We start from the raw sequence: 18,073 nt of genomic DNA on the forward strand, positions 1-18,073 counted from the left end.
TCTTTTTTAAGGCGTTGTTAGTTAATTATTTATGTTTTTTCAGGAATAAACAAAGGATGTTTTTTTTGAAGAAAAAAACTTTAGTTGTCTGTTAAGAATAGATTTTATATATTTCCCTATTAATTTAACAGGTTTTATTATATTTTTGTTAAGAAAAACTATAAATTTGGCAACCCCTAAAAATCCCTTAAATGAAAAGAAAAACTAAAAGCATATTAATACTTTTAGCACTACTTCTCTTTTGCACAAGCACAAGTATAGAGGCCCAGACTTTATTAAAGCCTGAGCTACAATTTGTAAATGCTTGTAGTGGATACCAAACGGATTTTTCAGTGATTTTTAAAGTTACAGCATTACCTAATAGTGGTAATACTTATACTATTCAATTATCAGATGCTGATGGGAATTGGGGTGATCCGAAAAATGTAGGTTCTTTTACGAATGAAAACTCATCATATACTTTTTCAAGAACTTTTCAATTACCCGATAATACATTTGGCGCGAATTATAAAATACGTTTAGTATCAGATTTGCCGGTTATGACAAGTCCTGATTCAGATTCATTCGAAGCGTATAAGTATTCAACAGGAAATTTGGTGATAAATAATTACCAAGAAAATGTTGTGCTTTGCGGTGCAGGAAATACAGAACTCACCTTAAATACTAATCAAAATGGAGCATACGAATGGTATAGAGATGATGTGTTAGTTACCACGACAGAAGAACCTAGGTTGATAGTTTCTGAGTCAGGTAAATATCAAGTGAAAGTTGATTATGGTGTTTGTGGTTATAACAATGTTTCTACAATAACAAATGTTGTTATCTTAACTCCTGAAAATAGTCAGATTGATGCCCCTTCAACAGTTGAGATATGTGGAGGTGATTCATATGAGTTTAATGCCAAAGTTTCATATCCTGGTTTATTATATAAATGGTATAAAGATGGGGAGGTAGTATATGAATCTAATTCACCTACTTACACAACGCCTAATACGGGACAATTTGGGACATACCATTTAGTAATTGATACAGGAGAATGTACAACGACTTCAAATAATGTGGTATTGCAGCAACAAACTACAGCAGGTTTTAGTGTAAATACAGTGGGTTCCTTAGTAACAGTAATTTTGCCAGGAGAAGATAGAGAGTTATGTATTGAGCACGACGCATCTTCTGGAACCGTTCAATGGTACAAGAACGATGAGTCTATGGGCATATCGGCAAATCAACTATGTGTTTCTGCAGCTGCTACTACTTCTGGAGATACGTTAGCAGGAGAGTATTATGCAAGAGTAACTCAAAGTACGGGTTCATCTTGTGATGCTGTGGTTGATTCAGATAAATACAAGCTTTTAGATGTTAAATCATTTAAAGCAACAATTAGAACAGCAACTAACTATGAAGCGTGTAATTCGGTAAGCACCACTTTAAGTATTGTTGGTGTAAAAGCCATAGGTACAGATGATAATGAATATGATTTAACAGCAGCACAAGTTGCCATGTTGAATTATCAATGGAGTAAAGATGGTGTTGCTATTTCAGGGGCAACAAGTGAAGAATTGTCGTTAGGTTCTTATTTAGATAGTGGCTCTTATCAATTAACAGTTAAAGTAGGTTTAGTTGAAGGGAGCTCAGATGAATTACCTGTACAATTGGTAGAAGTGCCAAATGTTTCCTCAGACACTAATTCGAACTCTTTGTGTGCAGGATCTTCAATTACGTATACAATAAATAATGTTATTGCAGGTTATACGTATCAGTGGACAAAAGACGGGACAGAAGATGTAACCCCTTCTAACCCTCAAACTTTAACGGTAACAGAAGTAGGAGAGTATGTGTTAAGATACTCTGGTTTTGGTTGTGATAATGAGTTAGCCCCTATAAACGTAGTCCCATTTGATGATTCAGCGGTAACTATAACGCCTTCAGAAATAGTTGTAATGGAAGAAGGAAGCTCGGAAGTAGTGGTTGCAGCAGGTGGAGAGTCTTATGAGTGGTACCTAGGAGAAAGTGTGTCAGGAACACCATTGTCAACAACAGAACAGTTAACAGTTACGTCTTTAGGTTTTTATACAGTGCTAGTAAAGGTAGGAAATTGTTCGGTTGTAAGAACAATAGAGGTAGTTGAGCCAGATGATCAAGTTATAGTGCCAAATACCTTAACTCCTAATGGAGATGGGAAAAATGACACGTGGAAAATATCAAATAAATATGCGTTTCAACCATTGGTAACAATAATGTTGTACAACGCTAATGGTAAAGAAATTTTAAAAACAACTGAATATAGAAATGATTGGCCTACAGAGGATTTAGGAAATCAAAAAGTCTTTTATTATAAAATAATAAGAGAGGATAAGTTGATTAAAGCTGGAACTATATCTGTTTTACACTAAAAAGTTAGAATGATTAGAAAAATTACTTTATTTATAATAATAGTACTGAATGTGTTTGCTTTACAAGCGCAAACTTCCAGTAATGCACAGCAATACAATAGTTTTAGCTCTCGTAATTTCATGAAGTTTAATCGCTTTTTAACCGTTCCTACTTTTTCAGCTCTGCGCGAAAATAAAACGTCACTTTCAGCTATTGTAAGAAATAGTAATGTAGATTTTGAAGATAATCCTCGTTTATATGTGCTTGCCTATTCAGGTAAGATGAGAGAAAATGTTGGAGCAGGTGTAGCTGTGTATCAACAAGATGTTGGATCGGTAAAAGATTTTGGAGCCCTTGCAAATTACGCACATCGTTTACAACTAAATGAAACCATGGATTTAACCTTTGGTTTTAATTTTTTATATAGTAGAAGAAGTTTAAATTGGGGTAAAGTTCTAGTAACTGATGCAGACGACACTTTTTTAAGTAATTACCAAGATGATCCAGCGGTTAATTTTCAACCAGCAGTTACATTATCTATAGGTAAGTTTGATGTTGGGGTATTTTTCGAAAACTTACTAGATTTTAATCTCAAAAAGAGTGAAATGATTACTTCTTTTGGAGAAAAAACATTTTCAGGTCATTTAATGTATTCTCATGAGTTTACCTATGCACAAGGTCTTTTTGAAGGAGCAGATGTAAGGTTTTTAGCAACAGCAAGAAAGCCAGGGAATGATGAATTTGGCTTTGGTGGAAGTGCTATTGTAGATTTACCCAAAGCAGGTTGGATAAAAGCAGGCTATGATAAAACTTATGGAATTTCTGCAGGAATGGGAATAAACTTATCAGAAAATTTAGCCATAGGAATTAGTTATGAAAAAAGTAGCTTTGCCGCAACAAATGAGGTAGGGCTAATTTATAATTTTGGTAAAAAATCATACACAAGAGAACGTCCAACAAGAAGAACTGGTAATGTAAAAGTTAGTTTACCTGAAAGAACTCCAAAGAAAGAAGTAGAATATAAAAATCAGGAACATAACGATTTATCAGATGAGATTCAACAAGCACAAGACTCTATTGATATTTTAAATAAGAAGATAGATGAAGTGTTACGAATCTTAAAAAATCAACCAGCACCAAAAACAATTACAAATACTGTAATTATTAAAGATAGTGCTGAAGCTAAAGATACTTCGTTAAGAAGAAGATCAAATAAACCATGGCGTAGAAGTACAATAACGCGTTCTGGAGGAGGTGGTACTATGTATTATGTTATTTCAGACCAGTTTAGAAGTAAAGAAAATGCAGAAGCCTTAATAGAAAAATGGAAACGTTTAGATATTGAAGCAAAGTATGTGTTTGAGCCAAATAAAAAATTATACTACGTGTACTTAGATAGGTTTGCAAAAGAGGAAGACGCCCAAGAAAAAGTAGACGATTTTAACGATAAAACTCGTTTGTTTGAAAAGAATGACGAGAAAAAAGATAATTCAACTATAAAAGTTAAAAAGACTACTAAAGATCCTGTATATGTGGTGAAAATTACTTTAGGAGGAGAGCTTAGAAGTTACGAAGAGCCTAAAACACAGCCACCAGCGAAAGTGTACCCTATGGAGGCGGCAGGTGTTGAACCAGGATATTATATACGAGTATATGTTAACTCTCAAAAAGCATTAGCTGATAGAAATGTAGATGAGTTACGAAATGATGATATAGATGCAGATTATTTTGTAGATCCCAAAACAGGATTTATGCATATTTACATTTTTAAAACGAATGATAGAGATGAAGCTATAAAAATGTACAATACAAATTTAAATGGAGCTTTTTACGATCGTAAAGCTATCATACAAATTAAATAAAATATATAACAGAAGAACTTGATTAATTAATTCCCCCAAATGATATTATGAAAAGAATAATTACGCTACTAATAATTCTACTACAAATAACCACCTTATCCTCTCAAGAAGTAAGAGTTGATGAGGGGCGTATGCAAAAGGGACAAGCAAAAGCTGATCAACCTTTTCAGTTAAGAACTGAATTTTCTTTAAAAGGAAACATGACTTTTATTGCCAATAATACTTTGAATAGATCTGGTAAAGGTAGTGGTCAAGCAGCTAATAACCCCTACGATGGTAAAGGAGATAATAGTGATACTAATGGAAGTATGAACATGGATTATATCGATATTGATAATGATCCAAATACATTTTCTTCAAGTAGCGCAACCTTAAGTTTACCAAATTGTTCACAAATAACCTATGCAGGGCTATATTGGGCTGGTATTTATCCTTATGAAAATTGGGAAGATGAAGAAGATGGAATTAACACTAGAGATGATGATTTCAATACAATGAAATTCAAAATACCTGGTGGTAATTATATTGATATCACAGCAGATAAATTTGATGCTTCAGCAAGAGAGTTGATATACGATGATGGTATACCTACAGAAAAGCCATATGTATGTTATAAAGATGTAACAGGTTTATTACAAGGGTTAACTAATCCTAATGGAGTGTATTATGGAGCTAATATAAAAGCTACAAAAGGAGTAGATGATTACGGTTCTAGCTTAGGTTCTTCAGCGGGTTGGGTATTAGTAGTTATCTATGAAAATGAAACAGAGTCAAGAAAAAAATTCTTTGTTTTTGATGGTTTTAGAACTATTAAAGTTCAATCTAATGGTTACGCAGGGTATTATGATGTACCTTTTTCTGGTTTTACAACCATACCTAATGGGGCTGTAGGAGCTAATTTCTTAGTAGGGGCTTTAGAAGGAGATTTTAAAATTGAAAACGATAGATTACAACTAGAAGATACTTCTGGGAACTTTCAGAGTTTAACAACTGGAGGTCTTAACCCTATTAATAACTTCTTTAATAGTTCAATTACTCATAATAATTCATATTTAGGAGGAAGAACTCCAGATAGTGAAAATACTTTAGGAGTAGATGTTGATTTTTTTGAGTTAAACAATGCAGGAAATAGTTTAATAGGGAATAACCAGACAGAAGGAACTCTACGATTTTCTTCTTCACAAGATACTTATTGGCCTTTCTTATTAGGGTTATCGGTAGAGGTAATTGAGCCTAGTATTCGTTTAGTTAAAACAATTGATGATGGTATAGATCAAGGATCAAATAACTTAGGAGGAGCAGATGTAACCTTAGGAGATTATTTATGGTACGATATCAGTTATCAAAATCTAGGAACAGATGATGCTACTGAAACAGTAATAGTAGATAAATTACCTAGAAACGTATATCTAATAGAGAGTGATGTAATAGTGCCAGCAGGGGTTACTTATACATATGACCCACCCACGTCAGCGAATGATTTTAGAGGGGAATTACGTTTTACAATCCCAGATGGGATGGTAGAACAGAATGATCCTGCTTATCATATAAGGCTTCGAGTTCAAGTAGCACCAGATTGTACTCAGTTACGAGATGTGTGTTCTAATATTATTGAAAACCAAGCAACTGCTAACTATAAAGGAGTTATTTCTGGTATGGAAGTAAATGGTGAAGAAAGTTTTGCAGATATTGATGATTGTGGTTTTGGTGTAATAGGAGCTTCTAACTTTTTAATAGACGCTAATGGATGTACTTTTATAAGAGATCAAGTAATTTGTGGTACAAGTACTACATTAGTAGCAGGTAGCGGTTTTGATTCTTATTCTTGGGTTAATACAGCAAACCCTGGTCAAATTATAGGAAGAGATCAAACTCTTGTTGTAACAGCACCAGGAACATACCAAGTAACAAGAGTCGCTCCTGTAGGTTGTATTGGAGAAACAGAAACCATAAATGTAATTTCATACGATACCGAACCGAATCCAATAACACCATTTGCAGATCAAACACTTACTTGTACAGATAATGGATTAGAGTTAGCAGAAATTTATTTATGTACAGGTGATAATCGTACAATAAATTTACCTTTTGATATTTCTACAGCTACTACGGTAAGATGGTTTCAGTTAGATGAGGCTTCTTGTACTAATACCGTGACACAAGGATGTCCAAATGTAAATACAGACTGTACTTGGAATGAAATTGGTAGTGGAGAATTTTCTAGAGACTTTACTGATGCAGGAGAGTTTCGTTTAGATGTTTTATATGATGGACAATGTCCAAAAAGCTACTATTTTAACGTTTACAAGGCTACATTAGCTCCAACAATTGTAGTTGATGATATTATTTGTAGTTCTCCAGGAACAATTACAGTTAATAATATTCCTTCAACGTATCAATATAGCTTAAGTGGAATTCCAGGAACAGCAACTGATGGTTATTTTGTAGATTTTCAAGATAGTAATGTGTTTTCTGTTACTCAAGCAGGAGACTATGATTTAACAGTTCGTTTAAACCCTGCAGAAGTAGGAGCATCTTGTACCTATTCATTCGATTTAATCTATGTAAGTGCTACAGATATAGAGTTAATTGTAACTGGTGAAAACATGGAATGTGCTAATGGACCAGCAACTGTAAGAGCACAAGTAAATAATGTACCAGGTCCTTACACTTATACGTTACTTGACTCAGGTGGAGCAACGGTTGGAACCCAAACAACAGCTGATAATAATTATGCATTTACAGTTAATGATGGAGGAGTCTATACAGTTCAAGTAACTACTGCAGATTGTACAGCATCAGATACAGTAACAATAGTAGAACCTGCAGAGTTAACGTTAACTGCAGTTAAAACAAAAGACATATCATGTGAAAATGGTAGTTCACCAGGAATTATTGAGTTAACAGCAGGAGGAGGTACTATTACAATTCCTGGAAATTCATACACTTTTGCAGTATGGTCAAAAGACGGAACAGATTTATACACTGATATTTCACAAATTCAAACGACTGAACGTTTAACATCAGGCACAAATACTTATAGTTATAGTGTGCCTGTGGGTAGTGAGGGTATTTATGAGTTTGTTGTAATTGATCATAACGGTTGTTATATAATATCAGGTCCTGTAGAGGTTATTGTTGAACCAGAGTTACAATTTACACATACTGAAACTAATGTTTCATGTAATGGTTTATCAGATGGAACAACTACTGTAAATGTAGATGGAGATAACTTAGGTTATTCTATAGAATATAGTATTGATAATAATACATGGAACCTTCCTAATGATGGTTATTTTGACAATTTAGCAGCAGGAACTTATACAATTTATATAAGAGCAACGAAGAGTTCGTACCAATGTTTATATGAGATTCCTAATGTTCTGATAGATGAGCCAGAAGCATTAACACCAGGTACAGCAGTATCTACTAATATGGAATGTAATACTTCTGGAGGAACTACCTACGGAACAATTACTTTTGCAGATGTATCAGGTGGAACTTTAGATTATACCTACGAGTATAGGTTAGTAGGTGATACTAATTACACAGTAGCAACTTCTAACCCTGTAACAGGTCTTACAGCAGGTACTTATGAAACAAGAGTTGTAGATGCTAATGGATGTTCTGTAAATTTAGATACAGTTCAAATTATTGGTTTACCAATAGCACCAACGTTAACAAGTAATGTAACTTATAACTGTGACGGAACCGGAAATATTACTGTTACAGCAAATCCAGCAGGTAGTTATACATATACTTTAGGAGCAGATTCTAATCCAACAGGAGTATTTAACAATGTAGCAGTAGGTTCTCATACAATTTCTGTAGCTTATGGAAGTAATTGTACCGTTGAAATTACTGAAAATGTAGTAGCGGGCAATGAATTCACAGCAACAATTACTGGTAGTACACCAAACGTTTGTTATGAAAGTGAAAACGGAACCATTACTATAGATGCTTCAAACTATGGAGGTGTTTCTTATGAATATTCAACAGATGGAGGCACTAATTGGGTTACTACAACTAATAACCCAACAGTAGTAACTGTTCCAGACGGGACTTATAATGTTCAAGTGCGTCCTAATAACGCTTCAGTAGTAGCTTGTACGTTACCTATTGGTACAATTACTATTGCGAATCCAACCCCAGTAACAGTTACTGCATCTGTAACAAAAGAAATTACTTGTGATCCTGCTACAGGAGCAACAATTTTACCAGTTGGTGATGGAGGTAACGGAGCACCGTATTCGTATGAATTATTTTTAGTAGGAGGTGGATCTCAAGGAACTACAACAACTACTTTTACTGATATTGCAGCAGGAGATTATACAGTAGTAGCAACTGATTCACAGGGTTGTGAGTCTGATCCGTTCCCTATTAGTGTTAACCCTATAACAGCTTTAACATTTACTTTAGATCCAGTATTGTGTTATGATGGTACTAATGGAACTGTAACAGTAAATATAGCTACAGGAAATGGAGGTTATTCATATAGTAAAGACGGAGGAACAACTTGGCAAACATCTAATGTGTTTACCAATTTAACAGATGGTACTTATGATATTACTGTATTAGACAGTAGAGGATGTACAGATACACAACAAGCAATTATTCTTCCACAAGTTACTGCTACAATAATACCAGTGAGCGCAACGTGTAACCCTGGTCAATTACAAATAACGCCAAGTGGAGGTAACGGAAGTTATGTTTTTGTAGTAGAAGACTCATTAGGTGCACAAACTACCTATAATTCTAGCCCGATAGCAGTACCTGCAGGTACCTATACGGTGTATGTAAGAGATAAAGATGGAGGAACTGATTATTGTGAATACAGTGAAACAGTTACAGTAAATCAAATTGCTGATCCAACATTAACAGTTACAGCAGTACAACCAAACTGTAGTGGACAAACAGGTGAAATTAATGTTACAGTAGCTAACGGAGTAGCAGATTATACGGTAACAGTAGTAGGAGATTTAGGATCTTCTACATCGCAAACTTCAAGTGGATTAAGCTATTCTTTTACTGGTTTAGGAGATGATACTTATACCGTTACAGTAACTGATGTTAATGGGTGTTATTCATCTACAAGACAACCAATTACAGTACCACCAGTATTAACAGGAGGTAGTGCAGCAGCAACTGATTTAATGTGTAGCCCTTCAGGAACTGTTTTAGGTACAATTACATTTACAGCTCCAAGCGGAGGTACACAACCATATACCTATTTTTATGCAGTAGCAGGTTCAGGAACATATACACAAGCAGCTACCACTACGGTAACAAATTTAGACCCTGGAACTTATGATACAAGGGTAATAGATGCTAAAGGGTGTTTCTTAGACTTAAATCAAGTAACGATTGCAGACTTGCCAACCGAACCAACATTAGCAAGTTCGGTAGACTATAACTGTGATGGAACAGGAAATATTACGATAAATCCTTCAGACCCAACATATATTTACACTCTTGATGGAGGTACACCACAAACAGGAAATAATGTATTTAATAATGTAGCTGTAGGGGCGCATACTATTTCGGTTGAATATGGAGGTAGTTGTTCTACAGAAATAACAGTAAATGTAGAACCTAATAATCAATTTACAGCAGCGGTTACAGCACAAACAAATCCTAGATGTATTGGGAACTCTGATGGAACCATTACTATTGAAGGTGCTAACTTTACAGGGAATTTAGAATACTCTTTAGATGGAGGTACAACTTATACTCAAGTAACTTCAAATCCGTTTACTATTTCAGGTTTATCAGCAGGAACGTATGATGTTTTAGTACAACCACAAGGAACAACGTTAGATTGTGACGTACCTTTAGCAACAGTAACATTGGTAGACCCTGACCCAATGGTGTTAACATTAGAATTAACCAAAGAACTTACTTGTGCTGCACCTATAGGCGCTAGTATTAGATTAAGTTTATCAGGAGGTAATGGAGGTACAACCTATATTTATGAGTTATTTGACCCAATAGGTACTTCACTAGGGGCACAAAGTGGTTTAGAATATAATAACATACTACAACAACCAGGTGTCTATACTGTAACTGCAACAGATGCAGTATATGGTTGTAGCGTAACAGAAACAATTACTATAGCCGATACTGAAGCAGTAACTTTTGATGCAACTGCACAATGTTATGATGGTTCTAACGGGCTAATTGATGTAACAATTAATTCAGGAAATGGAAATTATTCATATAGTTTAGATGGAGGAACCACTTTTACTACAGTAAGTTCAACTTCATTTACCATTTCAGGATTATCACCAGGAAACCATAACATAAGAATACAAGATGGTAAAGGTTGTTATTTAGATGATGCAGTAACAATTAACCCTCAATTATTTGCTACAGCTACGCCAACAGATGCAAGTTGTAACGATGGAGAAATTTTAATAAATGCAACGGGAGGAACTGGTGCAGGAACATATGTGTACTCAGTAGTAAACGACGGATCTCCTGCAGGAACTTTTGATACTGCAAACTCTGTTACAAGACCAGCAGGTACTTATGATATATACGTAAGAGATAATAACGGAGTAGCACCATATTGTGAATATATTATCGAAAATGTGGTAGTAGCTACTATACTAGACCCAAAAATTGTAGTTTCAGATAATTCACCAAGGTGTTTTGGAGAAAATGCAGTGGTAACAGTAAATATAACAGATGGTTTAGCACCATATACTGTAGAAATTTCTAATTCAGGAGGAGTATTAGTAGATAGTGTAACAACGAATAACACTTCAGTAAATTTTGCAGGTTTACCATCAGATACTTATACGGTAACATTAGTAGATGCTAACAACTGTCCAAGCCCATCACCATTAATAGAAACAATTATAATTGATACGTTACCAGAAATAGACGCTACAATTGATGAGGTATTACCTGCTACCTGTGTTGGTTATGTAGGTAATGAAAGTTCTTTTGGTTTCAAATATACTTTACCAGCATCATTAACTTCAATAGCGGCACCTTATTCAGTAGAGGTAAGAGACCAAAACGGAAACTGGGTTGCTGAAAACGGAACAAATGAGTTTACAAGTATACCACCAGGTACAACTGTATCTCCTGCGGTTCGTATAGTTGATGGGGCCACTGTAATTTGTTCTCGTGAACTTGATGATTACGAAACAATTTTTAATATTAGAACTTTATTTATCAGTATTACTTATGACAGAGGAAACTGTCAAGACGGTATGGCTGTGGAAATTGGAGTTAGTGGAGGTTCAGGTGACTATGGTTTTGCTATAGATAATGTACCTACAACAATGGCTGGTTGGGAAGATCCTGATGTAGTTGGTGACTCAACAAAAACGTTTTTAGATTTAATACCAGGAAGAACCTATGCATTCTATGTTATAGATAAAACCACTGGTTGTATTGAAATGGAAACAGGTGAATATACACCGCCAGTACCAGATGATAATGTACCTATAGTACCAACAGTAACTACACAAGGATGTGGTGTTAGCTCAGGAGTAATAACATTTGCGGTAGATAATTCTTACGGAAATGTAGCATCAGGTGGAGTAGGTAGATGGTATCTTTATGAAGTAGGAACTCCTATTTCAAATCCAACAATAACTAACTCTCTTGAAGATGGAGATATACCTGCAGGAGCTACGTTTGATATTACAACTACAGTAGGTCTTGGAGCAGGAACTTATTATTTAATTATAGAAGACCCTACTTCATTCCCAACATGTAAATGGGGAAGTGGTGATGTTGAAATTAAAGATGGAGCACCTCTTACAGGAACTTTAAATGTAATAGATAATATTACTTGTAGTACCAACGGAGTACTAAGTATTGATAGTATAGGAGGAGGTTTCCCAGGATATACGTATAATTTAATATCGGCATCAAATACAACGTTAACGCCTACAACAATAACAGGAACTACTTTTGAAGTAGCATACGGAGATTTACAAGACCCAACACAACCTGTTTTAGTAACTATTGAAGTAGTAGATTCTAAAGGTTGTACATTAACACTAACTGAAACGTTAACAGTAAGTCAACCACCAGTAATTAATTTAGATAATGTAGTAAGTTGTAATGTAAACAAATCAATTACAGTTTCAGCATCAGCTGGTTTAGCTCCTTATAGATATTCTATAAATGGAGGAAGTTTTTCTTCACCTACATCTAGCGCGCATACCTTTAACGGATTAACACCAGGTAGCTACAACATAGTTGTTAGAGATACGAATGGTTGTACCGATACTTTAAATCCAGTTATTGTACACCCTAATGTTGATTTTAGCTTAACACCAGTAAGTAATGCTACTTGTGTTCCGGGTAACGACGGAGAAATACAAATAAATGTAACCTTAGGAACAGGTGGTGATTATAGCTATTCAGTTGATGGAGGAGCAGTTAATACCATTCCAGCAGGTACTAATATCCAGAATGTAGGTTCATTAGCACCAGGGGTACATAGCGTAACTGTTACCGATGTAACTTCAGGATGTTCACAAACAAAACAAATTACAGTTCAAGATCCTGTAATACCTAATTTTACGGCTCAAGTAGGAAATAGCTTATGTTTTGGAGATAATTCAGGAACTATAAAGTTATTACCAGTTATTAATGGTGCAGAACCAATAAGTTATTCAATATTACCATTACCAACTAACCCAGAATATAGTTTTAACGGAACAGATACATTCTCTGGCTTACCTCCTGGTACTTATAGTGTAGAAGGAGAAGCAGCTAATGGATGTACGTTTACTGTAAGTAATATTATAGTTGAAGAATATTTAGAAATTATACCCGCTACACCAAACATAACAGAGTTTGGATGTAGCTCAGGTAATACACCTGATGTTGCTACAGTAACAGTACCAAGCGTAGCAGGTGGTTCAGGGAACTACGTACGTTATGTGTTTACCTACACACCAGCAGATGGTACTGGACCAATAACAGTAGATGGAACTAATGCAAGTTTTAGTACAACGAATACTTCAGGAGGTCCGGTAAACATTACAGTGTATGATGACAAAGGATGTTTAGGTTCTGTTTCAACAAGCATACCAGCTTTTGAAGCAATAACAGGTTTAAGTGCTGATATGGTTCCAGGTACAAAAATTACGTGTACTACACCTGAAAGTGTTGAAGTAAAAGTATCTCCTGATATTGCTAACATTACCTATACTGTAGTAGGCCCAGGAGGGTATAATGAAACACAAACAATTGCAGACCCAACATTGTCAGCAACGTTTACAGGGTTAGATACTGGAAACTATACAGTAACAGCTACACACCCAACAACAGGTTGTGTGCTAGAAACATTCCACACTGTAGGAGAACCACCAGTATTTGATTTATTAATTACGGATGTAACGAATGAAACCTGTAGAAATAATGATGATGGTAGTGTGCTTATGGACTTCAGCCCATCAACACCTTACACAGGACAATATGATTATGTTGTGTACGATGCTAGTGATGATTCTGTTTATAGAGAGGTATTTGATGTAACATTAGAATCTCCAATAGCTAACTTGGATGGAGGAAGTGGTACTTCTCGTACATATTACGTAATTGTAACTATGGATAATTCACCTAATTGTGTGGTAAGAAGTCCTAATTTTACAATTCACCAACCTGCACAACAGATAGAAGTTACAGCAGATGATGTATCAGTAACGTGTAATAACGGTTCAGATGCTACCATTATAGGAAATGCAACAGGTGGTTGGGGTAATTATGAATATCAATTAGAATTATATTCAACACCTTATGTTGCTTACGGAGGATTTACTTACAGTAGTAATAATAGGTTTGAAGGAATCCCTCCAGGAGAATATAGAGTACGTGCAAGAGACGGAAGTGGTTGTTCAATATCCGATCCTGTAACAGTAAATAATCCACTAGAAGTAACATTTAACCTTGTTGAAAACGATAATGCATGTGATCCTTCAACAGGAGGTAGCATTACCGTAAATGCTAATGGAGGTACAAGTACGTATACATACACTATTTCTGGTACTCTAGGGTATTCAAATACACAAACACTAAATGCAGCTTCATATACATTTAGTAATTTACCAGCAGATACTTATACAATTAGTGTTGCAGATACTAACGGATGTCCTGCGCCAGATCAAACAGCTACAATCAATCCATTGGTAAACTTCTCGTTAGTAGAAACTAAGAAAGTTGATTGTTCTGCATCACCAGATGGAATTATAACGGTTGACTTGGTAAATTGGACTTCAGGAGTAAGTAACTACGTGTATGATGTAGTAGGTACTGTAGATGGAACTTTATTTACAGCAGAACCAGTAATGAATGATCCTTTTACTATTACAATACCAAGTGTAAACCAAACGCCACAAAACTATACAGTTACGGTACGTGATACAGGAGCTTCGCCAGTATGTGATGTATCTAAAACAATAGAAATTCAACCAGAAATAAGACCTGTATTTACAGCTACGGCAACAGTAGATAATATTTGTTTCGGAACATCAACAGGTCAGGTTACGGTTTCAGCGACTAATAATGGAATTTTACCGTTATCGTATGAAATTAATAACGCACCAGGAACCCCAATGTATAATGCAACATTACCAGCAGGAGATACTGTATTTACTAATTTACCAGCAGGTGATTATATTGTAACAGCAACAGGAACAAATAGTTGTACAACGGGTGTGCCTGTAACGATTGATCAATATGATGAGATTGATATTTTAAATGCTATAAATGAAACTCAATTTGCTTGTACATCAGGAAATACTACAAACAATGCCACTATAACGGTAGATAAATTAGCTATTATTGGAGGTACAGGAAATTATACAAGAGCAATATTTGTATATGACAACGGTACACCAGCAGATACTTCTGATGATGTTACGCAAGATGGAGGAAGCTTTAACTTCTCTGTAAGCAATGTAGCAGGTGGTAGTGTAGTGGTAACTGTATTTGATAGCTCAGGATGTTCAGATACTGAAACGGTAGTAATCAATCCATTTATAGCAATGATTGATGCGACAATTGATGATACAATTAAGCCTATTGATTGTGCTACGGGAGAAACTATTACGGTAAAAGTAAACCCTGATATCGCAGGAGCACAGTATACCATTACAGGAGAGAATACGGGATATACAGATGTAGTAACACCTGCAAACCCAACAGATGTAGCTATGTTTACTAATTTAGCAGCTGATAACTATACCATTGCTATTTTAAACCCAGCAACAGGTTGTGTGTTAGAAGTATACCATACTGTAAACCCAGCACCAGTATTTGATGTATTAGCAACAACTACAAGAGCATGTTTTGGTGGTACAGGAACTGCAACGATTGATTTTGGTACAGCAACTACTTACACAGGAGCTTATACTTATGAAGTATTTGTAGCGGGTGGAGCTTCAACAGGAATAACAGGAAACGGAACGGGAGGAACACCAACAACAATTGGAAATTTAAATCCTGGAACGTATTATGTAAATGTAGTAATGTCAGATTCACCATATTGTGAGCCTACAACAGCTAACTTTGAAATTGTACAACCAACAGCAGATTTAACATTAAATGGAGCGCCAACATACATTAACTGTAATGTGTCAACTTCAGGAGAAATCTTATTAACTGCTGCAGGTGGTTGGAGTGGTTACCAATATGAATTGGTAAATAATGCTACACCAGCAACGCCAATTCAAAACTTCAGTACAAATAGAAGAATTACAGGATTAGCTGCAGGTAGTTATACAGCAACAGTACAAGATGCAAATGGCTGTTTAGCTACATTCGACTTTACGTTAAATGACCCTGTACCAATGACTGCTGATGTAAACGTAGTTGAAAACCAATGTGAAGGTCAGTATACAGCAAGTATTGAAGTAACCAATGTAGCAGGTGGTCAGATACAAGATAGTACGATTAGCTATACGTATATTTTAACATATCCTAACGGAACACAAGTAGAGCAATCATCTAACATCTTTACAAACTTACCAGCAGGTACAGGCTATCAAGTAACTGTTAGAGACAACAAGTATAACTGTCAGTTCACTGTTTCTAGAGATATTATTGATCCTTCTGAAGTGGTAGCTTCAGCAAATATTACTTCAGATATTACATGTAACAATCCACAAGCAACAGTTGAAGTATCAGCTATAGGAGGAACAGGAGCTTATGAGTTTAGTGATAATGGAGTTACTTATGGTGTTGTGAATATATTCAGTGTTAGTGCTGGTACACATACATTCTATGTACGTGATGAAAACAAGTGTGTTGATGATGTTGTTGTTACAGTAGCAGCTTACGAGGCATTAGTACCTACTTTAAATGTAGAATCAGGTTTTGTTACTTGTTTTGGTGATGCTAATGGAGTATTATCAGCTAGCGTTATAGGAGGTTTTGGAAATTATGAATATCAATTATTAGATGGTAGTGATACTCCTGTTGACGGAACATGGCAAGCATCTAATATGTTTGGAGGTTTAGATATTGGTACGTATAAGATTAGAGTAAGAAGTACTAATAGATTTGGAGAAGTGTGTACGGCAGACACCGCTGCACATACAATTGAACAGCCAACACCATTAGATGTTGATTTTGATCGTACTCATGTAACTTGTTATGGAGGAAACGATGGTACTATTACGGTATTAGCCTCAGGAGGAAACTTAACAGGGTATGAGTACAATATTAGTACTGATCCAACGAATAAGTTCGTAACTAATAACGTGTTTACAAACTTAACAGCTGGTACTTATATAATTACTGTTAAAGATAAATTAGGATGTATTGAAGCGATTGATGTTGAAATAAGGCAGCCTGAAGAGTTTACAGTAAGATTAGTAGGAGTAACTGAACAAGCATGTAGTGCAGATCCAACACCAAGTATAGAGTTAGATGTTCAAGGAGGTACTAATCCTTACTATGTAAGTATTAATAATATTGAGTTGCCAACTCCATATACAACAAATACAATTGTATTAGGAGCTGCCGAAAACATTCAAGGTGGCATGTCTTACTATATTACAGTAAGAGATGAAGCAGGATGTAATCCAGCAACACCAATAACTTTAACAACTCAAGAACCGGTAGATTTACAATTAACAGTAGATTTTGCATATACCTGTGAAGTTGGAAATATAATCAAAGCAATAGTAGATGATAAGTATAAGAATTCGATGTCTTATACGTTATATAATGGAAATGGAGATATAGTAGCAACAACAACAGAACCTGATGGAGAATTTGAAGATATTCCAGCTGGAACAGGATATTATGTTGTAGCTACACATACAGCAACAGGTTGTAATGAAAGCTCTATTAGCACACCTATTAGTATTGAAAATATCGAAGCGTTAACCTTAGAAATTGACGATTCGGTTAAAAACACTTTAATAGCCAATGCAGATTTTGGGTTAGAGCCTTATGAGTATAGTGTTGATGGAGGAGATTTTGGGCCTGATAATGAGTTTACAATCTTACAAACAAAAGATTACACTATTACGGTAAGAGATGCGAGAGGTTGTGAGGTTACGTTAACAGTAAGAGGAGAGTATATTTCTATTTTTGTGCCTAATTTATTCACACCAGACGGTGATGGAACAAATGATTACTGGTATCCAAGAGAGGTAGAAGATTACCATGATATTAGAGTGTTTATTTATGATAGATATGCTCGTCAGATAACTAACTTTAGTGGAGTTGTAGAAGGATGGGATGGTACTTATGATGGCAAACCATTACCATCAGGAGATTATTGGTATACAATTTATTTTAAAGAGTTATCAGGACAAGAGAAAAAAATAATGGGACACTTTACACTATATAGAAAGTAG

At 35.4% G+C, this 18,073-nt stretch carries 3 protein-coding genes; all 3 read left to right on the forward strand.

The window, feature by feature from the left end:
- The first annotated feature begins 191 nt into the window (after positions 1 to 191).
- From N534_RS0102720 to N534_RS0102730, 3 genes are read left to right on the forward strand one after another with little or no spacing between them, the layout of a single operon-like run.
- Entirely contained in the window at positions 192 to 2,393 is a 2,202-nt protein-coding gene (locus tag N534_RS0102720; protein WP_081728265.1) for a gliding motility-associated C-terminal domain-containing protein, read from the forward strand.
- A gap of 9 nt (positions 2,394 to 2,402) precedes the next feature.
- Entirely contained in the window at positions 2,403 to 4,235 is a 1,833-nt protein-coding gene (locus tag N534_RS14965) for a PorP/SprF family type IX secretion system membrane protein (RefSeq protein WP_028891010.1), read from the forward strand.
- A 47-nt stretch (positions 4,236 to 4,282) separates the two neighbouring features.
- Positions 4,283 to 18,073, forward strand: a complete 13,791-nt coding sequence (locus N534_RS0102730) for a T9SS type B sorting domain-containing protein (RefSeq protein ID WP_028891011.1) — start codon at positions 4,283 to 4,285, stop codon at positions 18,071 to 18,073.

The sequence above is a fragment of the Tenacibaculum sp. 47A_GOM-205m genome, assembly GCF_000518405.1.
Taxonomy (GTDB): domain Bacteria; phylum Bacteroidota; class Bacteroidia; order Flavobacteriales; family Flavobacteriaceae; genus Polaribacter; species Polaribacter lutimaris.